Origin of the sequence: Streptomyces sp. Ag109_G2-15 (genome assembly GCF_900215565.1) — a bacterium.
GTDB lineage: Bacteria > Actinomycetota > Actinomycetes > Streptomycetales > Streptomycetaceae > Streptomyces > Streptomyces diastatochromogenes.
In genome coordinates, this window is the sequence record NZ_OCNI01000001.1 from 1175529 (window position 1) to 1199673 (window position 24145).

At 71.6% G+C, this 24145-nt stretch carries 20 protein-coding genes and 1 pseudogene; 11 read left to right on the top strand and 10 right to left on the bottom strand.

Annotated elements, in window-relative coordinates; genetic code table 11:
* Nucleotides 1-15: 15 nt before the first annotated feature.
* The gene (locus CRP49_RS04920) at nt 16-732 is read right to left on the bottom strand and encodes a FadR/GntR family transcriptional regulator (RefSeq protein ID WP_097252310.1); all 717 of its coding nucleotides are present in this window, start codon (nt 730-732) and stop codon (nt 16-18) included.
* A 198-nt stretch (nt 733-930) separates the two neighbouring features.
* On the opposite strand from CRP49_RS04920, the gene CRP49_RS04925 reads away from it, so the two are divergent.
* Nucleotides 931-2637 (top strand): 2-isopropylmalate synthase, encoded by a 1707-nt coding sequence (locus CRP49_RS04925; RefSeq protein ID WP_097257192.1) that lies wholly within the window; start codon nt 931-933, stop codon nt 2635-2637.
* Nucleotides 2638-2706: 69 nt separating this feature from the next.
* On the opposite strand, the gene CRP49_RS04930 is transcribed toward CRP49_RS04925, so the two are convergent.
* Both CRP49_RS04930 and CRP49_RS04935 read right to left on the bottom strand, forming a co-directional pair.
* Nucleotides 2707-2919 (bottom strand): EF-hand domain-containing protein, encoded by a 213-nt coding sequence (locus tag CRP49_RS04930; protein WP_097252311.1) that lies wholly within the window; start codon nt 2917-2919, stop codon nt 2707-2709.
* A gap of 59 nt (nt 2920-2978) precedes the next feature.
* Nucleotides 2979-3890 carry a MerR family transcriptional regulator gene (locus CRP49_RS04935; RefSeq protein WP_097252312.1) on the bottom strand — a complete coding sequence of 304 codons (912 nt, stop codon included), beginning with the start codon at nt 3888-3890 and terminating at the stop codon, nt 2979-2981.
* Nucleotides 3891-3938: 48 nt separating this feature from the next.
* On the opposite strand from CRP49_RS04935, the gene CRP49_RS04940 reads away from it, so the two are divergent.
* Entirely contained in the window at nt 3939-4586 is a 648-nt protein-coding gene (locus tag CRP49_RS04940; RefSeq protein WP_097252313.1) for a GNAT family N-acetyltransferase, read from the top strand.
* Here CRP49_RS04940 and CRP49_RS04945 read toward each other — a convergent pair.
* The 7 genes from CRP49_RS04945 to CRP49_RS04975 all read right to left on the bottom strand — a co-directional run bounded on the left by CRP49_RS04945 (nt 4565) and on the right by CRP49_RS04975 (nt 12844).
* Nucleotides 4565-5752: a hypothetical protein gene (locus CRP49_RS04945; protein ID WP_097252314.1), complete on the bottom strand. Its 1188-nt coding sequence runs from the start codon at nt 5750-5752 to the stop codon at nt 4565-4567. The two genes, CRP49_RS04940 and CRP49_RS04945, sit on opposite strands and share 22 nt — an antisense overlap.
* Nucleotides 5752-6558 (bottom strand): polysaccharide deacetylase family protein, encoded by an 807-nt coding sequence (locus tag CRP49_RS04950; protein ID WP_097252315.1) that lies wholly within the window; start codon nt 6556-6558, stop codon nt 5752-5754. Before CRP49_RS04950 ends, CRP49_RS04945 begins: the two co-directional genes overlap by 1 nt.
* Nucleotides 6559-6690: 132 nt before the next feature.
* On the bottom strand, nt 6691-8223 hold the full coding sequence (locus CRP49_RS04955) for a PQQ-binding-like beta-propeller repeat protein (RefSeq protein WP_179851500.1): 1533 nt from the start codon (nt 8221-8223) through the stop codon (nt 6691-6693).
* A 257-nt stretch (nt 8224-8480) separates the two neighbouring features.
* Entirely contained in the window at nt 8481-9089 is a 609-nt protein-coding gene (locus CRP49_RS04960) for an ATP-binding protein (protein WP_179851501.1), read from the bottom strand.
* Nucleotides 9090-9283: 194 nt separating this feature from the next.
* Nucleotides 9284-10051 carry an enoyl-CoA hydratase/isomerase family protein gene (locus tag CRP49_RS04965; RefSeq protein WP_094220684.1) on the bottom strand — a complete coding sequence of 256 codons (768 nt, stop codon included), beginning with the start codon at nt 10049-10051 and terminating at the stop codon, nt 9284-9286.
* Nucleotides 10052-10212: 161 nt separating this feature from the next.
* Nucleotides 10213-11460 (bottom strand): Ig-like domain-containing protein, encoded by a 1248-nt coding sequence (locus CRP49_RS04970; protein WP_179851502.1) that lies wholly within the window; start codon nt 11458-11460, stop codon nt 10213-10215.
* A gap of 157 nt (nt 11461-11617) precedes the next feature.
* Complete coding sequence (locus tag CRP49_RS04975; RefSeq protein WP_097252317.1) at nt 11618-12844, bottom strand: Ig-like domain-containing protein; 1227 nt, start codon at nt 12842-12844, stop codon at nt 11618-11620.
* A 234-nt stretch (nt 12845-13078) separates the two neighbouring features.
* Here CRP49_RS04975 and glgX point away from each other — a divergent pair, with 234 nt between their 5' ends.
* From glgX to CRP49_RS05015, 9 genes and pseudogenes are all read left to right on the top strand, one after another.
* Nucleotides 13079-15325 (top strand): glycogen debranching protein GlgX, encoded by a 2247-nt coding sequence (gene glgX / locus CRP49_RS04980; protein ID WP_179851503.1) that lies wholly within the window; start codon nt 13079-13081, stop codon nt 15323-15325.
* A gap of 174 nt (nt 15326-15499) precedes the next feature.
* Nucleotides 15500-16006, top strand: coding sequence for a SigE family RNA polymerase sigma factor (locus tag CRP49_RS04985; protein WP_094220645.1), 507 nt, complete (start codon nt 15500-15502; stop codon nt 16004-16006).
* 11 nt (nt 16007-16017) lie between these two features.
* Nucleotides 16018-16548 carry a hypothetical protein gene (locus CRP49_RS04990; RefSeq protein WP_097252318.1) on the top strand — a complete coding sequence of 177 codons (531 nt, stop codon included), beginning with the start codon at nt 16018-16020 and terminating at the stop codon, nt 16546-16548.
* 140 nt (nt 16549-16688) lie between these two features.
* Nucleotides 16689-17414 (top strand): annotated as a pseudogene (locus CRP49_RS04995) (dolichyl-phosphate beta-glucosyltransferase); the annotation flags it as partial.
* A 23-nt stretch (nt 17415-17437) separates the two neighbouring features.
* Complete coding sequence (locus tag CRP49_RS05000) at nt 17438-18685, top strand: glycosyltransferase family 39 protein (protein ID WP_097252319.1); 1248 nt, start codon at nt 17438-17440, stop codon at nt 18683-18685.
* 67 nt (nt 18686-18752) lie between these two features.
* Complete coding sequence (locus CRP49_RS49065; protein WP_373560327.1) at nt 18753-18848, top strand: putative leader peptide; 96 nt, start codon at nt 18753-18755, stop codon at nt 18846-18848.
* Nucleotides 18849-18932: 84 nt separating this feature from the next.
* On the top strand, nt 18933-20342 hold the full coding sequence (locus CRP49_RS05005) for a sulfatase (protein WP_097252320.1): 1410 nt from the start codon (nt 18933-18935) through the stop codon (nt 20340-20342).
* Nucleotides 20343-20462: 120 nt separating this feature from the next.
* Nucleotides 20463-22280, top strand: a complete 1818-nt coding sequence (locus CRP49_RS05010) for an ABC transporter ATP-binding protein (RefSeq protein ID WP_097257197.1) — start codon at nt 20463-20465, stop codon at nt 22278-22280.
* Nucleotides 22277-24136, top strand: a complete 1860-nt coding sequence (locus CRP49_RS05015; RefSeq protein ID WP_097252321.1) for an ABC transporter ATP-binding protein — start codon at nt 22277-22279, stop codon at nt 24134-24136. Before CRP49_RS05010 ends, CRP49_RS05015 begins: the two co-directional genes overlap by 4 nt.
* The last annotated feature ends 9 nt before the right edge of the window (nt 24137-24145 follow it).

Here is a 24145-nt window from a genome sequence, read left to right on the forward strand (position 1 = left end):
TCAGGGGTCCCGGGACTATTCCGGACACTGCGCCAGACGTGACTGCCCCGTCAGCAGCAGATCCAGCGTGCGCCCCAGTTCCTCGCGCAGTGCCTCGGCGGCAGCCCGCGCGTCGCCCGCCACGACCGCTCGGACGAGGGCCTCGTGGGTGTCGTCGCCGGTGTTCGGGTCGTGTGCGCGCAGGTCGGTCAGGGTGAGGAGGTCGATGAGGCCGGATCGCAGGGAGGGGATGAACTCCTCGAACAGGGCGGTCAGGAGTGGGTTGTGCGCGGCCGTGACCACCGCCGCGTGCAGGGCGATGTCCGCGTCGACGAAGGCCTCGTCGCCGGCCGTCGAGGCCGTGCGGCGGCCTTCGAGCGCGGCGGTCAGTGCCGTGACGTCCTCCGCGGTGCGGCGCCCGGCCGCGAGTGCGGCGGCCTGCACCTCGACGCCCATGCGGACCTCGTAGACGTCCGTCACGGCGGCCCGGCGCAGCCGCGTGGGCCAGTCCTCGACGGGTTCGGTCGCGAGGACGAAGACGCCGGAGCCGTGGCGCGGCTGGACGAGCCCGGCGCCGGCCAGCGCGCGCAGGGCCTCGCGGACCGTGGAGCGGCCCACGCCCAGCTCCTTCGCGAGGGTCGTCTCGCCGGGGAGTTTCGCGCCCACGGGCCAGTGCCCCGCGGCGATGTGCGCGCGCAGCCGTTCCGCGGCCTGTTCGACCAGGGGGCTGGGGCGGAGGGCGCCGAGCGGCATGAGCGTCACCAACTTGTCTGAGGAGTAGGGCGGTTCTGACTTGTCTGAGGACCTGATGAGTGGTTAGCGTACCGGGCATGACGCTCTGCGGTCTCCTTCTCCTCGGCTGCCGCGGCGGGGTTTGACGCGACCGGCGCCCCGCCGCGGGACGCCGTGCTGCCGGTCATCGACCGACCGAGCCGAAGGCAGCAGACGACGATGACCCTCACCTCCGCACAGCCGCTGTGGAACCCCCAGCGTCCCGGCCCCATGCCGTACCACCGCTATCAACCCCACGACCGGCGCGTGCACGTGCCCGTCACCGAACGGCACTGGCCCGCCGCCCGCATCGAGCGGGCCCCGCTGTGGGTCCCGGTCGACCTGCGCGACGGCAACCAGGCCCTGGCCGAGCCGATGGACACCCCGCGCAAGCGCCGCTTCTTCGACCTGCTGGTCTCCCTGGGCTACAAGGAGATCGAGATCGGCTACCCCTCCGCCAGCCGCACGGACTTCGCCTTCGTACGGCATCTGGTGACCTCCGGTGCCGTACCCGAGGACGTGACCCCGGTGGTGTTCACCCCGGCCAGAACGGAGCTGATCGACCGCACCTTCGAGGCGATCGAGGGGCTGCCCCGGGCCGTCGTGCACCTGTACATCGCGACCTCCCCGGTGTGGCGCGAGGTGGTGCTGCGCCGGGACCGCGCCGGGGTGCGCCGGACCCTGCGCACGGCGGCGGAGCACATGGCCCGCCGGGCCGGGGACGCGCCCGGGATCCGCTTCCAGTTCTCCCCCGAGACCTTCAACCTCACCGAGCCCGACTTCGTCCTCGAACTCTGCGACGGGCTGACGGAGTTGTGGGACGCGAGCCCGGACCGCCCGGTCATCCACAACCTCCCGGCCACGGTGGAGATCGCCACCCCGAACGTCTACGCCGACCAGATCGAGTACGCCCACCGCCACCTGTCCCGCCGCGACTCGGTGATCCTCTCCGTCCACCCGCACAACGACCGGGGCACCGGCGTCGCCTGCGCCGAACTGGCCGTGCTGGCGGGCGCCCAGCGTGTCGAGGGCTGTCTGTTCGGCAACGGGGAGCGCACCGGCAACGTCGACCTGGTGACCCTCGCGCTGAACCTGTTCGCCCAAGGAGTGGACCCCATGGTCGACTTCGGGGACATCGACGCGGTCCGGGAGGTGGTCGAGGAGTGCAACCGCCTCCCGGTGCATCCCCGGCACCCCTACGCCGGCGAACTCGTGCACACCGCGTTCTCCGGCACCCACCAGGACGCCATCGGCAAGGGCCTGGCCGAACACGCCCGCCGGGCCGCCGAGTCGGGGGTGCCGGAGCGGCAGGCGCCCTGGTCGGTGCCGTATCTGCCGGTCGACCCGGCCGACCTGGGCCGGTCCTACGAGGCGGTGATCCGCGTCAACTCACAGTCGGGCAAGGGCGGTACGGCGTATCTGCTGCACACCCACCACGGCGTGGACCTGCCGGCGGAGATGCGGCCCGAGGTGGCCCGCCTGGTCCAGGAGGCGACCGACGACAGCGGCCGGGAGGCCACCCCGAAGGAACTGTACGACCTCTTCCGCACCGCCTACCTGGAGGGCGACGCCGTACGGCTCGACTCCTGGTCGGTGCTGGAGGAGGCGCCGGGCCGGCACCGCTTCGTCTGCACCCTGCGCCTCGACGGGGGGCGCGCCGGGGACCACGAGGGCACGGGCACCGGACCGCTGACCGCGTTCGCCGACGCACTGGCCGGCGCCGGGTTCACCGTCCGGATCCTGGACTCGGTCCGCACCGGACGGTTCTCCTACGCCCGCTGCCGGGTGAACGGGACCACGCTCTGGGGCGCGGCCGAGGACGACTCCGCCCTGTCCGCCTCGGTCCGCGCGGTGCTGTCCGCGGTGAACCGGGCGACGCCGCGATGACGGTCGTCGCGCGCACCGCATGACGAAGGGGGTGCCCCTCCGCGCGGACGGGCACCCCCTCGGTCACGGTCACTTGCTCAGGTAGGCCCAGAACTCGTCGAACGACAGGACCTTGTCGCCGTTGAGGTCGCGCTGCTTGATGATGGCCTCGGCGACCGTCTCGGTGACGTTCCAGTCACCCTCCTGGGCCAGGGCGTGCTTGAACTCGGCGGCGGTGATGAATCCGTCACCGTCCGCGTCGATCCGCTGGAACTGCTTGCGTGCTTCCTCGATGTCCGCCACCGATCCGCCCCTTTTATTCGTGTTTCTCATGCCGTGCTGGCGTACTGACGCAGGTCAGATTAACGGTCCGCGCGAACACGGAGTGCGGCGACCACCCACGCGAAGTCCTCGGCGTGCGGAGGTGCGGGCTGCCGGTTCACGACGGCGAGCAGTTCGCGGTAGCGGGCGACCCGCTCGTTGAAGCCGGCCGTCATGCGGTCCAGCACGGCGGTCCGGTCCGCGTCGCCGAACAGGTCCCGCAGCACCTCCTCGGCCTCGGGCGCCGCCGGGGCGATGCCGCGCTCCCGCGCCGGGCCCACCAGCTCCACCAGCCGCCTGGCGAACCACAGGGACTGCCCGCGCGGCGCGTCGGGCCCCCGGTCGGCGGCGTTGAACTCGACCGCCCGGCGCATCTGCGCCCGGAACTCCGGGTCCTGGAGCATCTCGGCCAGCTCCACCCAGGCGTCGACCTGCTCCGGCGTCGGGTTCTCCGCCAGGTCCACGGCGGTGCGCCGCATCCGCTCCCGGATCTCCGGGTCGACCGTGTCGAGGCCGTGCAGCGTCTCGGCCACGAACTCCTCCATGATCCGCTGCCGCTCGGCGGCCGACAGTCGGGCCAGTTTGTTCATCAAGGTCATCTCCTCCGCGCTCGAACCTCGTCGTGCCACGCTCGACAGCACCGCCCGCGTCACCTTCAACGACCGGATCTGCGCGTCCAGCGCCGCGACATGGGTGGCCGCGACCTCGGCCACGGTCCGCTCGCCGACCAGCACCCGGCGCACGTCCTCGAGGCCGAGCCCCAGCTCGCGCAAGGTGCGGATCAGCTCCAGGCGGGCCACGGACGCGGCGTCGTAGAGCCGGTAGCCGCCCGCGGACCGGCCCACCGGGGGCAGGACGCCCTCGTCGGACCAGTAGCGGATGGTGCGAACCGTCAGGCCGGTGGCCCGGGCCAGCTCGCCGATGGTGAAAAGTCCGGTGCCGTCATCGATCACGTCTGCGAGTCTGGGCCTTCCAGTCGGTGGAGACTCAAGGAGCGCGGTTTGGAGAGCTTGCGGGACATTCTCGACGCGGCGGCGCAGGGCGTCTTCCCGCCGGCGGACGGCGGTACGACGGTCGTGTCCCAGCCCTCGCCCCGGGACGCCGGTGTCCTGGCCTTCACGGCCCACTCGGTCGTGTTCACCGACGAGGATCCGGACTGGGTGCACGAGACGCTGCGCGCGGTCACCGAGGAGTGCGACGCGCTGGCCGCCACGATGAACGCGCGCTTCCTGACCGCGCTGATGGACCGCACGGGGCGCCGTACGGACACGATCGACGTGATGGTCGTCGGGTCACCGCTGCCGGGCCGTCCGGCGCTCGCGCTGCGAGAGATCGCCGACCCGTCCCATCCGCGGGTGGTCGGCTCGCGCCTGCGGCGCGACGACGTCCGGGTGTGGGCCGCGGACGGCGGAGTGCTGGTGCTGGGGCGCGGGGTGGCGGGCCGGCTGGAGGTGGCGGTCGAGGTGGACGACGCGGTACGGCACCGCGGGCTGGGCCGGGCCCTGGTGACGGCGGCGCGGCAGCTGGCCGGCGAGCCGGTGTGGGCCCAGGTGTCGGCGGGGAACGCCCGCAGTCTGCGGGCGTTCCAGGCGGCCGGGTACCGTCCGGTGGGCTCGGAGGTGCTGCTTCAGCGGAAGATACCGGTGTGACCCAGTGAGTAGCGGCCCGGCTGCGGGTAGACGGCGAGGCCGTGCGGCCCGCTGCCGACCCTGATGCGGGCCAGTTCGGTGCCGGTGCCGGTGTCGATGGCGTACACCTCGGAGTTGTAGCGGCCGGAGAGCCACAGCACCTTGCCGTCGGCGGAGACCCCGCCCATGTCGGGGCTGCCGCCACCGGGCAGGTGCCACTTCTTGGTGAGCCGGTTCCGGGTGAAGTCGAAGACGGAGATGGTGCCTTCGCCACGGTTGGAGATGTACATCTCCCGGGAGTCCCGGCTGATGTACAGCCCGTGGGCGCCCTTGCCGGTGGGCAGGAACTCCGGCTTGTCGAAGGCGTCGCCGTTCACGATCCACATGCCGTTGGCGACCATGTCGGCGATGTAGAACAGCCTGCCGTCCGGGGAGACCTTGACGTCCTGCGGCATCGCCCCGCGCAACGGCAGTTTCTGCTGGGCGACGACCTCCATCCGCGCGGTGTCGACCTTGAGGAGCTCGCCGCTGAACTCGCAGGAGACGATGAAGTAGCGGCCGTCGAGGGAGTAGTCGGCGTGGTTGACGCCGTAGCAGCTGACCGGGACGGCCTTCACGACCTTCATGGTGTGTGCGTCGCGGAAGACGAGCTGACGGTCCATCGAGGCCATGACGATCGCGTACTTGCCGTCGGGCGTGAAGTACAGGTTGTACGGGTCGTGCACGGCGACCGGCTTGCCGGCCTTCCCGGTCCTCGGGTCGATGGGGGTGAGGCTGTTGCCGAGGTCGTTGTTGACCCAGAGGGTCTTCAGGTCCCAGGACGGCACCACGTGCTGGGGCTGCCGGCCGACCGGGATGGTCTCGATGATCCGGTAGTTCTTCGGGTCGATGACCGTGACGGTGTCGGAGTTGGTGTTGGGGACGTACACCCGGGACGGGAAGTCCCGGACCGCCGGCGAGAGCTGGTTCGGCCGGTCGGCGGCGTAGACGTCGGTCGGGTCCAGCACCGGGGGCATCCCGGGCAACCCGTTCACCTGCTCCTTGTTCACCTGCGGCCGGGCAGGCGCCTTGCTGGCGAGGGCCTCGTTCTCTTTGTGCTGGGCGCCGCCGCTGCACGCGGACAGCAGCGCCAGCGCGGTGAGGGCGGCTCCAGCGGCCAGGAGGCGGGCGGCTTTCGTGGTTCGCATCAGCTCAGCAGCTCCGTGGTGGTGACCGCGCGCAGGTGGCGGCGGTCGAGTTCGTGGAGGACGGCGGGGAGGGCGGCGACCGTGTCCGGGTAGCCGAAGTGCAGGCTCACCACCGATCCACTGCGCACTTCGGCGAGAACCTTGCGGGTGACGGCGTCGGCGCCGGGGCGGGTGTAGTCGAGCGAGTCGACGTCGTACGACAGCACGTGCGGGTAGCCCGCTGCGCGGGCGAGCCGGGTGACCAGCGGGGAGGCGGTCGGGGAGCGGGAGGGCCGGAACCAGGTGCCGATCGACCCGGTGAGCCGCTTCAGCCGGTCCGCGCAGTCGGTGATCTCCTTGCGGGCCTCGGCCTCGGCCAGGGCGTTGACGGAGATGTGCCGTTGGGTGTGGTTGCCGAGGTCGTGGCCGCCGTCGAGGATCCGGCGGGCCAGGCCCGGGTGCTGGTCCAGCCAGGTGCCGACGGCGAGCACGGTGAGCCGGGCGCCACGCTGTTCGGCCGTGCTGAGCAGGGACTCGGCGAGGTCGGGGTCGCCCTGGCCGTGGAAGGTGAGGGCGACCTGGGCGCGGGTGCGCGGGCCGTGGGTGATCTGGGCGGGTTGGCCGGCGTAGGCGCGGGGGGCGGGGGCGGCGTGGGACGTCCCCGCAGGATGGCCGGACGCGCGGGCGGGCGAGGCGGCCCCGGTGGTCGCGGCGGCGGGCGGCGCGTCCTGGCCGGTACCGCACCCTGCGGCAAGCGCGCCCCCGGCGACGAGCCCGGCGCCCGCGCGCAGCACCCCGCGTCGGTTGGTCGTGGTCACCCGCACCATTTAAGGGGCGTTGGGTAAGAAAACCACCGATTGGTCCGATCGAGGGGCGATTTCGGGTCGCCGTCGTCACCGGATCCCGCGCACACGGGCGGCCCGGCCCACAGGAGGGTCGGGCACGCCCGTGCAGCGGTGCTACGCGGTGCCGAAGGCCACCAGGTGCCCGTCCCTGGTGGCCACGTAGACCCGGCCGCCGTCGGTGGCGGGCGGTGACCACTTGGACGCCGTCTCGATCGGGAAGGAGCGGCGCAGCTGCAGGACGCCGTGGACCGGCACCGGGTCGTAGACCCGCAGCGCGCTGGCGGATCCGGATTTGTTGACGGTCCAGACCAGGGCGGAGCCGGGCGTCGTTCCGTTGGAGGTGATCACAGGGGAGGACGAGCCGTAGCCGAAGTTCTCGGCGCTGGTGCCGACATAGGTCAGGACCGGGGTGCCGGCGCTGTTCACCGAGTACTTCAGCGCCCGAAGCGGCGAGCGGCCGGTGCCGGTGTCGGTGGCCACCGTGTACACGTAGCCGCCGTCGCCGCCCCAGACGCCGGGGTGGCCCCAGATGCCCTGGAACGGTCCGGCCACGCTCACCGGGTTGTCCGTGCCGTTCGGCCCCTGGCCCATGCCGCCCAGATGGTCCCGGTCCAGCAGGAAGATACGGCCGTCCTTTCCGACCTGGACCAGCAGGCGCGGATGCGCGGTGGTGCCGAAGCTGTTCGGCAGGGCGACCGGACCGCCCGAGCCGAGGTCGGTGTCGTGCGCGTCCATGGTCTTGTTGTTGGTCGGGCTGAAGAAGTTCCTGGCCGAGAGGCTGCCGTCGCTGTTCACGCCGAGCCGCACCACCGACTCCCCGAGGCCGGCCGGGGGCAGGTAGCCGGGTCCGGCGCTCGGCGAGGCGCCCGTTCCGGCGCCGTTGCCGGTGGCGAGGAAGATCCGGCCGTTGCCGTCCGAGACCAGCCCGCCGCCGCTCTGCCAGATGCCGGCCTCCTTGTTGTCGGAACCGGCCTCGGCGGACCACAGGGTGAGCTTGCGGCTGCTGACGTTCACGCCGACCACCTGGCCGACGTACGGGCCGTGGTCGCAGTACGAGGCGAACCCGGCGTACACCGACCCGTTCAGCAGCAGCAGGCCGGGGCGCTGATTCGCCGTGAGCGGGTTGAACGGGTGGCCGGGGCTGTTGGTCGGCGTGCCCTTGACGGTCACCGGCCAGCCCGCGCGCTCGGCGCCGGTGGAGGCGCTCAACGCGTGGATGTACCAGTGCGGGTGCATCACGTCCGGACCGTCGTTGACCTTGCTGGTGAGGTAGACCGTGTTGGACGACGCGTCGTACACCGGGGTGGCGGTGATCCCGGTGGTCCCGGAGTTGCAGTCGACGGTCGAGGTGGGCCAGCCCGGACCGAGCTGGCGGGTCCAGTTGGTCTTCCCGGTCACGGCGTCGATGCCGTAGACGTAGTTGGTCTGGGTGGCGACGACCACGTTCTTGCCCGTGACCAGCGGCTGGGCCGCCACCACGCCGTTGACCGGGGTCGACCAGCGCTGTCCGAAGGCGGACGACGACACCACGGACGGCGAGAGCTTCGGCTCGTGCGAGTCCCACCCGGTGCGCAGGTTGTTCACCGAGATGGTGGACTCGACGGCCTGCGACGGACCGGCGATCCCGAGCAGCAGGAGACCCACCATCGCCGCCGCCTTGGACCTCGGCCTCAGCAGGCCTCGTCCTCGTTCTCGTCCTTGCCCTTCCCCTCTTCCTCGTCGGTGCATCGGGGTGATGAGTCGCGCCATGTGATCCGCCCTTGTCTCCGCTCGCGTGGACGCCTGCATCCGGCAAGGCCAGTGTGGTGACTGACAGTCACGGCACGGCTCACGCGTGGAGGGCGTGGCGGAGGATTCATTCACAGGGAGCAAGCCGCCAGGTCCGCTCGACCCGGCCACCGGGCCTAGCGGTCGGCCACCCGCATCTCGAACCAGGTGGTCTTGCCGCGCGGCAGGAGGTCGACGCCCCAGCGGTCGGAGAGCTTGTCCACCAGGAACAGGCCGCGGCCGCTGACGTCCAGTTCCTGAACCGGCATCAGACAGGGCAGTCCGCGCGACGGATCGCGGACCTCGACGCGGATCCAGCCGCGGCGGCGGCGCATCCGGAGGCCGAAGACCCGGGCCCCGGTGTGCCGTACGGCGTTGCCGACGAGTTCGGAGACGAGTAAGACCGCGTCCTCGGTCATCTTGGGGGTCAGCCCCCAGTGCCGCAGTACGACGACCTGGGCCAGCCGGCGTGCGGTGGCGGCGGACTCCGGGCGGGACGGCAGCGGTACCTCCGCCTCCGTGGGGTTGCCGTACAGTTCGAGCGCCTTGAGCGCCTGTTCGTCCTCCACCGCGGGCGACCAGCGCGCCGCGGCCGCACGGCTGTGTCCCCGCGGCTGTTCGATACCCTCCAGCCCCGCCATGCCCCCATGATGGCCGTCCGGAGCCGTCTCCGTGGCCGTTCCGAAGGAATACGCCCCCCGTACGCCCCCTCCGCGCTCCGGCCTGCCGGCATATGCCGACGGCATGTCCGATCTTGGAACAGCCCGGCTGACCTGCGACGACGGCTCACTTCCGGGCAATCGACGCACTCCCTCGACGAGGCAGGTTTAAGGGTGCCTTAAGGCTCCCATAAACCGCCCCATCGAGGGACCCGGATCAGACAACGCGTCAACTGCAAGCCCTGTCGGGGAAGTTCATCGGGGGAGTTCCCCGGTGAACGTCACAGGAACTTCGCCTTGCCCGGCCCCTCCTCGACGAAGCTGCGCATGCCCCGTTCTCGGTCCTCGGTGGCGAACAGACCCGCGAACCAGTTCCGCTCGACGGCGAGCCCGGTGTCGATGTCGGTCTCCAGACCGGTGTCGATCGACTCCTTCGCCGCACGCAGCGCGAGGGCCGGTCCCTGGGCGAGCCTGGCGGCCCAGGCGTGCGCCTGCTCGTAGACCTCGGCGGCCGGGACGACCCGGTCCACCAGGCCGATCGCGAGGGCCTCGTCGGCCTTCACCATCCGGCCCGTGAAGATCAGGTCCTTGGCCTTGGAGGGGCCGACCAGCCGGGGCAGGCGCTGGGTGCCGCCCGCGCCCGGGACGAGACCGAGCAGGATCTCCGGCTGGCCGAGCTTGGCGTTGTCGGCGGCGATGCGGTAGTCCGCGCACAGGGCCAGCTCACAGCCGCCGCCGAGCGCGTACCCGGTGACGGCCGCGACGACGGGCTTGGGGATACGGGCCACGGCGGTGAAGGAGTCCTGCAGGGCGCGGGCGCGCAGGACCATCGCGGTGTGGTCCATGTCCTGCATCTCCTTGATGTCCGCGCCCGCCGCGAACACCCGCTCGCCGCCGTAGATCACCACGGCGCGCACGTCCTCGCGGCGCGTGGCCTCCTCGGCGAGTTCCTTGAGCCGGTCCTGCGTGGCGATGTCCAGCGCGTTCATGGGCGGCCGGTCCAGACGCAGGGTTCCGACGCCTTCGGCGACTTCGAGAGAGACGGTCATGGGGAGCAGGTTAACGGGGACTAACGGCGACCGGTCCGGTGCGGTCCATCACACCCGGCCGGGGGTCCGGGGGTTGCCCCCGGGCAGGCACAGCACGGTGACCAACGACAGCAGGCCCGGTGCCGTAGGTCACAGCACCGGGCCCGTCCGTCAGCGGGGGCTCACTTCTTCCAGTCGGCCCAGCTCATGTTCCAGCCGTTGAGGCCGTTGGCCGGGTCCACCGTGCGGTCGTGGGAGTTCTTGACGACGACCACGTCGCCGATGATGGAGTGGTTGAAGAACCAGGCCGCCGGCACGGACTTGCTGTAGCCGCCGCGCACGTCCCGCAGGCCCACGCAGCCGTGGCTGGCGTTGTAGTTGCCGAAGGCGCCGCCGCCCCAGTAGTTGCCGTGGATGAAGGTGCCGGAGTTGGTGAGGCGGATGGCGTGCGGGACGTCCTTGATGTCGTACTCGCCGCCGTAGCCGACGGTCTCGCCGTTCATCCGGGTCACGGTGAGCTTCTCGCTCATGACCATCTGGCCGTTCCAGGTGTCGTAGCCGGGCTTGCCGGTGGTGACCGGGATGGTCTTGATGACCTTGCCGTCCTGGGTGACCTTCATCGTGTGCTTCTTGGCGTCCACGATGGAGACCTGGTCGCGGCCGATGGTGAACTTCACCGTCTTGTGCTGCTCGCCGTAGACGCCGTCGCGGCCCTCGACGCCGTCGAGGTTGAGGTCGACGGTGACCTTCGTGCCGGCCTTCCAGTACTTCTCGGGGCGGAAGTCCAGGCGGTCGTTGCCGAACCAGTGGCCCTCGACGTCGACGGCCGGCTCGGTCTTGATGCTGATGGCCTTCTTGACGTCGTCGGGGTTGGTGATGCCCCGGGTGAAGCGGACCGAGAACGGCATGCCCACGCCGACGGTGGAGCCGTCCTCGGGGGTGAAGTAGCCGACGAAGGTGTTCTTCGGGGTGAGCGTGGTGAAGCTGGAGTCCTCGGCGGCCTCGCGGCCCTCGGAGTCCTTGGCGACCGCGTGCACCGTGTACTTGGTGCCGCCGGCCAGATGCGTCGACGGCGTCCACGAGGCGCCGCCGGCGGCGATGGCGCCGTCGACCTTCGTGCCCTTGGCGTCCTTGACGGTGACCTCGGTCAGCTTGCCCTTGCTGACGTTCACCTTCAGCGCGCCACTGGTGTCGACGCCCGTGGCACCGGACTTGGGCGAGATGCTGACCGCGGCCGTCGACTGCTTGCCCTGCTGCGTGCTGGAGTCCTTGCCCTTTCCGTCGCTGGAACCGGAACCGGACCCGGACCCCGAGTCACCGCCGCCGCACGCGGTGAGGGTCACGAGCAGGGCGCCGGCTATGAGCGCCAGCCCCTTACGGCCTCTCCCCCGGCTCCCCACCGACGCCCCCGAAACAGGCCGCACGTTCACTTGTTCTCCCCTCGCCGGGCCAGGTCAGGCCCGCTCCCCACCACACTTGGTGTGCGCATGTTAACCGCAGGGTTTTGAGCGAGGTGTCAGGTGAATGTCACCGTTCCGTCGCAAATTCAACCGGCCGCCCTCGCCCGAAACCCCGCCCCTCATCTGGTTACTTGACCGCGCTGCCCGCTTTCCACTCCTTCCAGGCCATGTTCCACCCTCCGAGGCCGTTGTCGGGAGAGACCGTTTTGTCCTTGCTGTTGACGACCTCGATGACGTCTCCGACCAGGCTGCGGTCGAAGAACCAGCCCGCCGGAGTGTCCGAACCACCGCCCTTGACGTCCCGCAGCCCCACACAGCCGTGACTGACGTTGACCCGTCCGGGAGCGTCCGGGGACCAGTAGTTGCCGTGCAGGAAGGTGCCGGAGTCGGTGAGTTTCATGGCGTGCGGGACGTCGGGGATGTCGTACTCGCCGCCGAAGCCGACCGTCCGGCTGTTCATGCGGGTGACCTCGAGCATCTCCATCACCACCATCTTCCCGTTGTAGGTGGTGGTCTTGGGGGCGCCCGCGGTGATCGGCACGGTGGCCAGCAGCTGCCCGTCGCGCCGCACCTCCATCATGTGCTCGGCCGCGTCCACCAGGGAGACCTGGCTGCGGCCGACGGTGAAGGTGAACGTCTTGTCCTGCAGGCCGAAGGCGCCGGGCGCCCCTTCGACGTCCCTGAGGCCGAGGTCGACGGTGACCTCGGTGCCGGGCTTCCAGTAGCGCTCGGGGCGGAAGTCCAGGCGGTTGTCGCCGAACCAGTGCGGGCGGATCTCCACGGGCGGCTTCGCGGTGACCCGTACGGCGCGTTCGACGGCGGCGCGGTTGGTGATGTCCCGGCTGAAGGCGAGGGAGACGATCATTCCGGTGCCGACGGTGGAGCGGTTCTCGGGGGTGACGTAGCCGATGAACCGCTCCCCGGGGACGAGGGTGGTGAAGGTGGTGTGCCGGGCCGAGCGGCGGCCGTGGGCGTCCAGCGCGACCGCGTCCACGGTGTACTTGGCGGCGAGCGCCAGCCGTTTGCCGTCCGGTTCCCAGGTGAGCCCGTCGGCGCTGATGTGCCCGGGGACCGGGGAGTCCTGCGCGTCCTGGGATCTGACGACCTTCACCTTCTCCAGGCGCCCGTCGGGCACCCGCACCCGCAGCCGGTCCCCGGGCTTGACGGCCGTGCCGCCGTCATCGGGGGTGACCCGGATGACGTCCTCGGGTGCCGGGGGTTTGCCGCCGAGAACCCGGTCGATATCCAGTCCGCCGGGGCTGCCCGAGGAGCAGCCGGCCAGCAGACCCGCCCATGTCACTGCCGCGGCCAACGCGGCCCCCGCGCGCCGTGCGCGCCCTTTTACGTGCCTCACGTGGGCCTCAACGACCGGGCCTGCTCCGGGGAAACGTGAGTGCGACCCCAGGGCTGGGCAGAACAGTGGGGAGGACGACGCGAAGGGGAGCCGCCGCGCCCACGTCGGAGCCGCCGGGGCGCAGCCGTACCGGGCGGCCGAGCGTGCCCGGATCCGGGAGGGTCCGGGCACGCTCGGCCCTTCGGCGCGGCCGACTGCGCCCCGGGGGCGAGCCACTGAAAGAGGGGCCGACTGGTGACGAGCGCAGCCGAGCAGCGGGCACGGGCCACGGGGCGGACCGCCGAGAGCGGGCAGCCGGCGGCCGTGGTGGACGGCGCCCGTCGGGCCGTGCCGCCCTCCCCACCCGTGTGGCCGGGTGCGCCGACCCCGCTGGGGGCCCGGTTCCGGGTCGGTCCGGACGGGGTCGCGGGCACCAACTTCGCGCTGTGGGCGGGCGGGGCGGAGGCGGTCCGGCTGTGCCTGTTCGACGAGCGGGGCAGGGAGACGCAGGTCCCGCTGACCGAACTGACGCACGAGATCTGGCACGGCTTCGTCCCGGGCGTGATGCCGGGCCAGCGCTACGGCTACCGCGTCGACGGCCGCTGGGACCCGTGGACCGGCGCCCGCTGGAACCCGGCCAAGCTGCTGCTGGACCCGTACGCGCGGGCGGTGGACGGCGAGTTCGGGCTGCCGCCCGAGGTGTACGGGCACGTCCGGGACTGGCCGGAGCAGCATGTCGCCGACACCGTGCGCGACGACCGGGACTCGGCGCCGCACGTCCCCAAGGGTGTCGTGGTCGACGATGACGACGACTGGGAGGACGACCGCCGCCCCAAGACGCCGTGGGCGGACTCGGTGATCTACGAGCTGCACGTGCGCGGCTTCACCAAGCTGCACCCCGGCATCCCCGAGGACCTGCGCGGCACGTACGCCGGTCTGGCGCACCCGGCCGCGATCGAGCACCTGGTGAAGCTGGGCGTCACGGCCGTGGAGCTGCTCCCCGTGCACCAGTTCGCCCACGAGGACCACCTGCTGCGCCGCGGCCTGAGGAACTACTGGGGCTACAACTCCATCGGCTACTTCGCCCCGCACGCGGCCTACGCGGCCTCCGGTACGACGGGCCAGCAGGTCGGCGAGTTCAAGCGGATGGTCCGCGCGCTGCACGCGGCCGGCATCGAGGTCATCCTCGACGTGGTCTACAACCACACCGCCGAGGCGGGCGAGCTGGGTCCCACGCTCTCCCTGAAGGGCATCGACAACCGCGGCTACTACCGCCTCCAGGACGACGCCCGCCGGTTCGCCGACTACACCGGCTGCGGCAACACGCTGCACGTGGTCCAGCCCCAGGTGCTGCGCCTGATCACGGACTCGCTGCGCTACTGGGTGACGGAGATGGGCGTGGACGGCTTCCGGTTCGACCTGGCGGCGGCCCTCGCCCGCTCGATGCACGACGTCGACATGCTCTCCCCCTTTCTGGCGGTCATCGCCCAGGACCCCGTGCTGCGCCGGGTGAAGCTCATCGCCGAGCCCTGGGACATCGGCTCGGGCGGCTACCAGGTGGGCGCCTTCCCGCCGCTGTGGACGGAGTGGAACGACCGCTACCGGGACGCCGTACGGGACTTCTGGCGCCATGCGCTGCCCGACGTACGGGAGATGGGCTACCGCCTGTCCGGCTCCAGCGACCTGTACGCCTGGGGCGGCCGCCGCCCCTACGCCTCGGTCAACTTCGTCACCGCGCACGACGGTTTCACCCTGCGCGACCTGGTGTCGTACCAGACCAAGCACAACGAGGCGAACGGCGAGAACAACCGGGACGGCACCAACGACAACCGCTCCTGGAACGGCGGGACGGAGGGGGAGACGGACGACGAGCGGGTACGGGCCCTGCGGCGCGGGCAGCTCAGGAACCTCCTGACGACCCTGCTGCTCTCCACCGGCGTGCCCATGCTGGTCGCCGGCGACGAACTCGGCCGCACCCAGCGCGGCAACAACAACGCCTACTGCCAGGACAACGAGATCAGCTGGCTGGACTGGTCCCTGCTGGACGACCCGGCCTGGCGCCCCCTGTTCGACCTGACCTCCCGGCTGATCGCCCTGCGCCACCGGCACCCGGTGCTGCGCCGCCGCGCCTTCTTCTCCGGCCGCGCCCACTCGGCGGACGGACTGCGCGACCTGGCCTGGTTCACCTCCCGGGGCGAGGAGATGACCGAGGGCGACTGGTACGCACCCGCCGCCACGCTTGGCATGTATCTGTCCGGTCGGGACATCCCGGGCCGGGACGAGCGGGGCGCGCCGGTCCTGGACGACAGCTTCCTCACGGTCCTGCACGCGGGCGACCGGCCCACCGGCTTCGTGCTGCCGGGCGCGCCCTGGGCACAGCGGTACGAGGTCGTGGTCGACACCTCCCGCGAGGAGCAGGCCGAGGCGCCGGGTACGGTCCACCCGGCCGGTACGGAGATCACGGTGCCGGCGCGGTCCGTGCTGCTGCTGCGGGTGAACTAGGGCTGCGTGCCAGGCGTCGCGGGGCAGGCGGGAATTGTCAGACAGGCCCTTGGGCCGGCTGACGCTGTGTGACAGCTGTGCGTGACGCGGATCACGCTCGCCGAGTGCAGCGCGGCAGGGGGTCCAGGGCCTTTCCCCCTGTGAAGACAGCCGGCGAGAACGGGGACCGTGGGAATGGAGCAGGCTCGCGCCGGTGAGTACGACGCGTTCGTGGCGGCCCGCTGGTCGGTGTTGTTCCATCTCGCCCGTCTGCTCACCGGAGGGGATCGGCATCGGGCCGAGGACCTGTTGCAGGAGTCCTTGGTCAAGCTGTGGTTCGTCTGGCCGAAGGTCGCCGACGAGGCACCGGAGGCGTATGTGCGCAAGGTGCTGGCCCGGGCCGCGGCCCGCTCGGCCCGCCGGCGCTGGTGGGGCGAGCGGCCCGTCGAGGAGCTGCCCGAGGTGGCGGTGGCCGGCGACATGTCCGCGGCCGTCGCCGAGCGCTCCCGGCTGGAGGCGGCGCTCGCCCAGCTGACGCCGCAGCAGCGGGCCGCCGTCGTACTGCGCTACTACCAGGACCTGCCCGACCGGCAGGTCGCCGAGGCCCTGGGCTGCCCGGTGGGCACGGCCCGGTCCCATGCCGCGCGCGGGGTGGCCCGGCTGCGCCGGCTCCTGGCCGACGTCATCGAGCCGGTGGGGTGAGGAAAGAAGCCATGGATCACTTCGAACGGCAGCTGACGCAGCTGATGCACAGCACCCAGGAACACAGCCCCTTCGAGGCCAGGCATCAGGACCGGCTGTACACGGGCGTGCGCACCCGGCGCCGGGTGCGAGCGGTCCGCCGGGCCGCCGGGTCCGTCCTGGCGGTCGCCGGGCTCGGCCTCGGCCTGTTCCTGTGGCCGCACGCACCGACCACGGACCGGCCCAGCGCACCCCACCCGCGGCCCGCCGTCAGCCCGGCGCCCACCCCGAGCACGTCCCCCTCGCCGGACGACTCGCCGAGCCCACCGCCCAGTTCGACCGCGACCACGCAGGCACCGGACCCGGGCGGGACCATGGAGACCTCCGTACCGCCCGCGTCGTCGGACAGTTCCGACCCGGCCTCCGACCCGACGCCCACCAACACGGCCACGGCCACCCCCACGTTCCGGGACACGGAGACCGCGCCGCCGCCCACGGACACCGCAAGCCCGCCGGCCGACTCGTCGGACGCCCCCTCCCAGGTGGCCAGCCCGACCGGATAACGCGCCGCCCTCCTGCGTCACTTCACCGCCGCGCCTTCCTTCGGCGCGCCTCGCATCCGAGAACACAAGGGACTTACGTGATAAAACTCCGCCCGCGTCGGGCGACACCGGCGAGGACTCCCCTGCCCCGGCGCGCCCCGCTGCCGGCCCATCACGACGAGCCCGTACTGGACCTGGCCGTGCCGGTGTTCAACGAGGAGCAGGACCTGGAGCCGAACGTCCGGCGGCTGCACGCGCACCTGCGGGACACGTTCCCCTACCCGTTCCGGATCACCGTCGCCGACAACGCCAGCACCGACCGCACCCCGCGCATCGCGACCGGGCTCGCGGACGAGCTGGCCGAGGTGGAGTGCATACGGCTGCCCGAGAAGGGGCGGGGGCGCGCTCTGCGCGCGGCCTGGTCGGGCTCGCGGGCGCCCGTGCTGGCGTACACCGACGTGGACCTGTCCACCGGGCTCGCGGCGCTGCTGCCGCTGGTCGCGCCGCTCATCTCGGGCCACTCCGACCTGGCCATCGGCACCCGCCTCGCGCCCGGCGCCCGGGTGGTGCGCGGCCCGAAGCGCGAGGTCATCTCCCGCTGCTACAACGCCCTGCTGCGCTGCACGCTCTCCGTCGGCTTCTCCGACGCGCAGTGCGGGTTCAAGGCGGTACGGCGCGATGTCGCCGAGCGGCTGCTGCCGCTGGTGCGGGACGGGGAGTGGTTCTTCGACACCGAGCTGCTGGTGCTCGCCGAGCGGGCGGGGCTCAGGATCCACGAGGTGCCGGTGGACTGGGTGGACGACCCCGACAGCCGGGTCGACATCCTCGCCACCGCGCTGGCCGACCTGCGCGGGATCGCCCGGATGCGCCGCGCACGGGCCCACGGCCGTCGTACGGGATCGAGCGCCGTATGACCACGACGCCCCTGCACCACACACCCACCCCGGCTCCTGAACAGTCGCTCCCCCTCCGAGAGCGCCTGCGCGCCACCGCCCGTCACCACGGCCCGGTCCTCGCCTTCTACGGCGCCCTGAAGCTGCTCGGCTTCTGCTCCTTCATGTACCTGCTGGACTCGGCCGGTGACTTCCGCACCAAGCACCCCCGCTTCGGCGGCGGAGCGCACGCCTGGGACGTCCTGGCCACCTGGGACGGCTGGTGGTACCAGCAGATCGCCGTGCACGGCTACGACCCGAAGCTCGTCCATGTCCCCGGCGCCACCGGCCTGATCACGCTGGAGGGCAACTCGGCGGCGTTCTTCCCGCTCTACCCGGCGCTGATGCGGCTGACCTCGGCGGTCACCGGCCTGGGTCCGTACGGCGCCGGCCTCCTGGTCTCGATCCTCGCCTCGTTCGTGGCCGCCCTCGGGATCTACGCCGTCGCCGACTGGTTCGGCGGCCGACGGGCCGGTCTCGCGGCGGCCGGCCTCTGGGCGGTCTGGCCCGGCTCCGGTGTGGAGTGGGCCGTCTACTCCGACTCCCTCTACGTCGCCTTCGCCGCCTGGGCCTGCTACGCGGTCATGACCCGCCGGTGGCTCACCGCCGGCGTCCTCACCTTCGCGGCCGGCCTCAACCGCCCCACGGCCGCTGCCCTGATCGCCGCGCTCGCCGTCGCCGCGCTCTTCGCCCTGCGCGACCGCCGCGACGGCGTCCTGCGCCCCCTGCTCGCCATGGCCCTGGCCCCGCTCGGCCTGCTCGGCTACCTCGGCTGGGTGGGCCACCGGATGGGCGACTACGGCGGCTACTTCAAGCTCCAGTCGGGCGCGTGGGCGCACAGCTTCGACTACGGCAAGCAGACCTTCGACGTGCTGACGTCCGTACCGGTGGGCCACTTCACGTACCTGTTCGCCTGGCCGTTCGCGGACGTGATCGGCGTCGGGGTCGTCCTGCTGGCCTTCGCCCTCCTCCCCCTCCTCCTGCGGCTGCGCCCCCCGGCGGTCCTGGTGATCCACACGGTCCTCACCCTCGCCCTGGTCCTCGGCAGCCAGCAGATCTTCGCCAACGTCTCCCGCTATCTGCTCCCCTGCTTCCCCCTGTTCATCCCCCTGGCCGTCGCCATGCGCCGCGTCAGCCTGCGCGTCCAGTGCGCGGTGCTCGGCCTGGCGGCCCTGGCCTCCGGCTCGTACGCGGGGTACGCGTTGTTCGAACTCGGGGTGCCGTAGATCCCCGATCCCACCTGCCGGACAGCTTCTTGACGCCGCGTCCAACCGCTGGCACGGTCCTGTGATCATGAGGCCTTCCGCGGAACACCGGTGCGCGTGCGTCGCGCTCGTGGCGCGGCGTCACGTCGATCTGTGCCGGCAGGCAAGCGCCATCTGTCGCTGAGCCGGAGCCTCACTCACCCTTCCTCTCCCTTTCCTTCGCCCTGCCGTGCCCCGCCCCGGGGTACGGCTGTCTTGAGGATCCCGCATGTCCGACATTTCACGCCGTACGTTCGGCGGGCTCATCGGCGGCGGCGCGGTCACCGCCGTAGCCGGCACAGCGACCACCGCAGAGGCGGCTCCTGCCGAGCGCCCGTTCCGAGCCCGTACGACCGCGTCCCACAAGAGCCGCCCCAACTTCCTGGTCATCCTCGGTGACGACCTCGGCTGGGCCGACCTGTCCTCCTACGGCGCCCCGCACATCAGGACCCCGAACCTGGACCGGCTGGCCCGCCAGGGCGTGCGCTTCACCGATGCCTACTCGGGCTCGGCGACCTGCTCCCCCACCCGGTTCAGCCTCTACACCGGCCGCTATCCGGGCCGTACGAAGGGCGGCCTGGCCGAGCCCATCGCGAACCGGACGCAGGGCCTGGACCCGAACCACCCCACACTCGCCTCCCTCCTGAAGCAGGCGGGCTACGCCACCGCCCTCATCGGCAAGTGGCACTGCGGCTGGCTGCCCGACTACAGCCCCACCAAGTCCGGCTGGGACGAGTTCTTCGGCAACCACGGGGGCGTGCTGGAGTACTTCTCCAAGCTGGGCCAACTGGGCGCCTACGACCTGTACGAGGGCGACGCGGAGTACAAGGACCTGCGTTACTACACGACCGTACTCACCGAGCGGGCCGTGGAGTACGTGACCCGTGAGCACGACGAACCCTGGCTGCTGAACCTCAACTTCACCACCCCGCACTGGCCGTGGCTGGCTGAGGGCGACGAGGAGACCGGCGCCGAGATCGCGGCGAAGATCCGTGCCGCCAAGACCCAGGCGGAGGTCAGCAACGCCCTCAACCACTACGACGGCGGCTCGGTCGCCAAGTACACGGCGATGGTGGAGAGCCTCGACGCGGCCGTCGGCGAGGTGCTCGCCGCCCTGCGCCGCTCGGGCCAGGAGGACAACACCCTGGTGCTGTTCGCCAGCGACAACGGCGGCGAGCGCTGGTCGTACCTGTGGCCGCTCAGCGGCGAGAAGTTCGTCCTCCAGGAGGGCGGCATCCGGGTCCCGACCATCCTGCGCTGGCCGTCCCGCATCGACGGCCACCAGGTCAGCCACGAGCCGAACTTCTCCCCCGACTGGACGGCGACCCTGCTGGAGCTGGGCGGCGCCCGCCCCGACCCGGCCTACCCGCTGGACGGCACCAGCCTCGCGGGCTATCTGCTGCACGGCGAGAAGCTGCCGGAGCGGGACCTCTTCTGGCGCGTGCGGGCCAATCGCGCGCTGCGGCGCGGCGACTGGAAGTACTACCAGGACTCGGCCGGCAAGGACCACCTGTACAACCTGGCCGAGGACCTGCGCGAACAGGCGGATCTGGCGCCGGACAGGCCGGAGTTGCTCACCGAACTGAAGGGGACGTGGGAGGAGATCGCAGCGGGGCTGCTTCCGTATCCGGCCCCGTAGGGCACCGCACGGATCGGTCTGTACGACTCCTCGAACGCCCAGGTCGTAGGACCAGCGACGGACGCGGGTCCGGCCAAAACTCGGTGGGCGATGTCAGTGCGGATCCGTAGGCTCGCGATGATGCCCACGACACGTGCAACCACCGAGGACCGCTCCGCCGTACGCACCCTTCTGCGGCTGTGGCCGTACGTCCGCCCCGTGCGGGCCCGGCTGTTCACGGCCGCGTTCGTCGCGATCGTCGCCTCCTGTACCGGACTGGTGATCCCGCTCGTCCTGAAGTGGATGGTCGACGGGCCGGTCGCCGACCGGGACCCGGCCGGGGTGTGGCTCGGCGCGCTGTACCTGTTCCTGCTCGGCATCGCCGAGGCCGTCCTGTTCGGCATACGGCGCTTGCTGGTGGCCCGGCCGCTGTCGCACGTCGAGGCGGAGATGCGGGCGGGTCTGTACCGGCATCTGCAGCGGCTGCCCGTGTCCTTCCACGACCGCTGGGCGTCCGGCCAGTTGCTCTCCCGGGGCACCACCGACCTGATGCTGCTGCGCATGTTCCTCGCCTTCCCGCTGACCTTCCTGCTGGTCAACGGGGTGACGATCCTTGTCGGCGTGGTGATCATGCTGATGCAGGACTGGGTGCTCGGGCTGGTCATCCTCGGGCCGGCCGTCCCGGTGATGTGGACCTGCGTGGTCTTCGAGCGGCGCTACGCCGAGGTGGCGCGGCGCGCCCAGGACCAGGTCGGGGACCTGACCACGGTGGTCGAGGAGAGCGTGCTCGGCATCCGCATCATCAAGGGCTTCGGCCGGCACCGCAGCCAGGCGCGCGCGTTCCGGGAGCTGTCGGGCACCCTGCGCGGCACGGAGCTGCGCAAGGCGCGGCTGCTCGCGACCATCTGGGGCGTCATCGTGACGCTTCCCGAGGTGGCGATCGGGGCGGCGCTGGTGCTGGGCGCTCTGCGGGTGGCCGACGGTGAGCTGTCCGCGGGCACGCTGGTCGCCTTTCTGAGTACGGCACTTGCTCTTCGGTGGCCGGTGGACTCGATCGGCTTCCTGCTGGCGATGAGTCAGGAGGCGGCGACGGCGACCGAGCGGTACTTCGAGGTGATGGACGAGGAGCCGGAAAGCACCGGCGTGGTCGCGGAGCAGCGGACCAGCACCGAAAAGGTACGTGGACTGCGCTTCGAGAACGTCCGGTTCCGCTACCCCGACGCCCCGCCCGACTCCGCGCCCCTCCTCGACCGTATCGACCTCCACGTGCGCCCCGGCGAGTCCATGGCCCTCGTGGGAGCCACCGGCAGCGGAAAGACGACCCTCACCGCGCTCATCCCCCGCCTCCACGAGCTGACCTCCGGCCACATCACCCTGGACGGCGTCGACATCACCGCGATGCCCCGCGAGGAGCTGCGCGCCAAGGTCGCCGTCGCCTTCGAGGAACCCACCCTGTTCTCGGCGAGCGTGGGCGAGAACGTGCTCATGGGAGCCGCGGACGACGCCGGAGAGTCGGACCTCGACCGCGCCCTCGCCGTGGCGCAGGCCGAGTTCGCGCACGCGCTCCCGCAGGGCACCGCCACCCAGGTCGGCGAACAGGGCCTGAGCCTGTCCGGTGGCCAGCGCCAACGCCTCGCGCTGGCCCGCGCGGTCGTCGGCCGGCCGGACTTCCTCGTGCTGGACGACCCGCTGTCCGCCCTGGACGTGCACACGGAGGCCGCCGTGGAGGCCGCGCTGCGGCACGTCCTCGCGGACACCACCGCGCTGATCGTGGCCCACCGCCCGTCCACGGTGCTGCTCGCCGACCGGGTCGCCCTGCTGTCGGGCGGCCGGATCGCCGCCGTCGGCACCCACCAGGAACTGCTGCGCACCAACGCCGAGTACGCGCACCTGATGTCCGGCGAAGAAGGCGAACAAGTCGAACAAGGTGAAGAAGGGGATCGAGGGGACCACCGATGACCACCACCACGACCGCCGCCCCCACCACGGACGACGACGAACTGCCCCGCCCCCAGGACACCGGCGGCGACCCCTTCGACCAGGACGTCCTGCCCACCCCGCCGGGCGCCACGGCCTCCCTCCTGCGCTCGCTGCTCGCGCCCCTGCGGGCCCGGGTCGCCCTCACCACCGTCCTCCTGCTGCTCCAGCAGGCGGCGGTGCAGGCGGGCCCGCTGCTGGTGGCGTACGCCCTCGACACCGCCGTACCGGCGTTGCGGGACCACGACCACGGTCCGCTGATCGCGGTCGCCGTCGCCTATCTGCTGTGCGCGCTGCTCTCCGGCGGGCTGCAGTTCGCGTTCATCGAGGCCTCCGCCCGGGTGAGCCAGGACGTGCTGCTGGACCTGCGCGGCCGGATCTTCCGGCACGCGCAGGCGCTGAGCGTCGACTTCCACGAGCGGTACACCTCGGGCTGGCTGATCTCCCGCTCCACGACGGACGTCGAGTCACTGCGCGAACTCCTCAACGAGGGGCTCCAGGAGCTGGTGACCGTCATCCTCTCCTTCGTCTACATCTCGGCGATGCTGCTGTGGCTGGATCTCGGCCTCGGCGCGGTCGCGGTGGCCTCCTTCGTGCCGCTGTACCTGCTCGTACGGCTCTACCAGCGGCGCGCGGGACGGGTGTACCGGATCCGGTCCACGGCGATCGCGGTGGTGATCGTGAAGTTCGTGGAGACGATGAACGGCATCCGCCCGGTGCGCGCCTTCCGCCGGGAGGCCGCGAACGACGCCGAGTTCGCCGTACTCAACAAGCGGCACGAGCGGACCAACGGGGACGCGCTGCTGGAGATGGCCCGGTACGTGGTCGGCTCCCGGCTGGTGGCCAACACGGCGGTCGCGGCGATCGTGCTGTGGGGCGCCTACCGGGTGGCGTCCGGCTCGCTGGCGCTGGGTGTGCTGGCGGCGGCGGTGCTGTACCTGCGGCGGTTGTACGACCCGATCGACCGGCTCGGCATGTTCCTGAACTCCTACCAGTCGGCGGCCGCCTCCCTGGAGAAGATCGCCGGGCTGCTGGCGCAGACGCCGTCCGTGCCGGAGCCGTCGGCGCCCCGTGAACTCCCGCCGCTGAAGTCCGAGTTCCCCGGCCGCGAGGTCGTCTTCGACGGGGTCCGCTTCGCCTACCGCACCGGCGGCGAGGTACTGCCCCGCTTCGACCTGACCCTCCCCGCCGGGCAGACCGTCGCCGTCGTCGGCTCCACGGGCGCGGGCAAGTCGACCCTGGCCAAGCTGCTCGCCCGCTTCTACGACCCCTCCGACGGCCGGGTCCAGCTGGACGGCGTCGACCTGCGCGAACTGGCCATGCCCGAACTGCGCCGCGGGGTGGTCATGGTGACGCAGGAGGCCTTCCTGTTCTCCGGCACGGTCGCGGACAACATCGCGATCGGCCGGCCCGACGCCACCCGCGAGGAGATCGAGCAGGCGGCGAAGGCGATCGGCGCGCACGAGTTCATCAGCGCACTGCCCGACGGCTACGACACCGACGTACGCAAACGCGGCGGCCGCATCTCGGCCGGCCAACGCCAACTGGTCGCCTTCGCCCGGGCGTTGCTCGCCGACCCGGCGGTCCTGATCCTGGACGAGGCGACCAGCTCCCTGGACATCCCGGGCGAACGAGCCGTCCAGCGAGCGATGTCGACGGTGCTGCGCGGCCGCACCGCAGTGGTGATCGCACACCGCCTCTCCACCGTGGAGATCGCCGACCGGGTCCTGGTCATGGAACACGGCCGGATCGTCGAGGACGGCGGCCCGGACGAACTGATCGCGGGCACGGGCAGGTTCGCGGACCTGCACCGGGCGTGGCGGGACAGTCTGGCGTAGCGACAGCCG

Bases quoted from the DNA above. Each gene is read 5' to 3' on its own strand.
- CRP49_RS04990 (WP_097252318.1), top strand. From the start codon at position 16,018: ATGGATCACTTCGAACGGCAGCTGACGCAGCTGATGCACAGCACCCAG.
- CRP49_RS04925 (WP_097257192.1), top strand. From the start codon at position 931: ATGACCCTCACCTCCGCACAGCCGCTGTGGAACCCCCAGCGTCCCGGC.
- CRP49_RS04985 (WP_094220645.1), top strand. From the start codon at position 15,500: ATGGAGCAGGCTCGCGCCGGTGAGTACGACGCGTTCGTGGCGGCCCGC.
- CRP49_RS04950 (WP_097252315.1), bottom strand. From the start codon at position 6,558: ATGGTGCGGGTGACCACGACCAACCGACGCGGGGTGCTGCGCGCGGGC.
- CRP49_RS05005 (WP_097252320.1), top strand. From the start codon at position 18,933: ATGTCCGACATTTCACGCCGTACGTTCGGCGGGCTCATCGGCGGCGGC.
- CRP49_RS04920 (WP_097252310.1), bottom strand. From the start codon at position 732: ATGCCGCTCGGCGCCCTCCGCCCCAGCCCCCTGGTCGAACAGGCCGCG.
- CRP49_RS05015 (WP_097252321.1), top strand. From the start codon at position 22,277: ATGACCACCACCACGACCGCCGCCCCCACCACGGACGACGACGAACTG.
- CRP49_RS04960 (WP_179851501.1), bottom strand. From the start codon at position 9,089: ATGCCGTCGGCATATGCCGGCAGGCCGGAGCGCGGAGGGGGCGTACGG.
- CRP49_RS04945 (WP_097252314.1), bottom strand. From the start codon at position 5,752: ATGCGAACCACGAAAGCCGCCCGCCTCCTGGCCGCTGGAGCCGCCCTC.
- CRP49_RS05010 (WP_097257197.1), top strand. From the start codon at position 20,463: ATGCCCACGACACGTGCAACCACCGAGGACCGCTCCGCCGTACGCACC.
- CRP49_RS04955 (WP_179851500.1), bottom strand. From the start codon at position 8,223: ATGGTGGGTCTCCTGCTGCTCGGGATCGCCGGTCCGTCGCAGGCCGTC.
- CRP49_RS05000 (WP_097252319.1), top strand. From the start codon at position 17,438: ATGACCACGACGCCCCTGCACCACACACCCACCCCGGCTCCTGAACAG.
- CRP49_RS04965 (WP_094220684.1), bottom strand. From the start codon at position 10,051: ATGACCGTCTCTCTCGAAGTCGCCGAAGGCGTCGGAACCCTGCGTCTG.
- CRP49_RS49065 (WP_373560327.1), top strand. From the start codon at position 18,753: ATGAGGCCTTCCGCGGAACACCGGTGCGCGTGCGTCGCGCTCGTGGCG.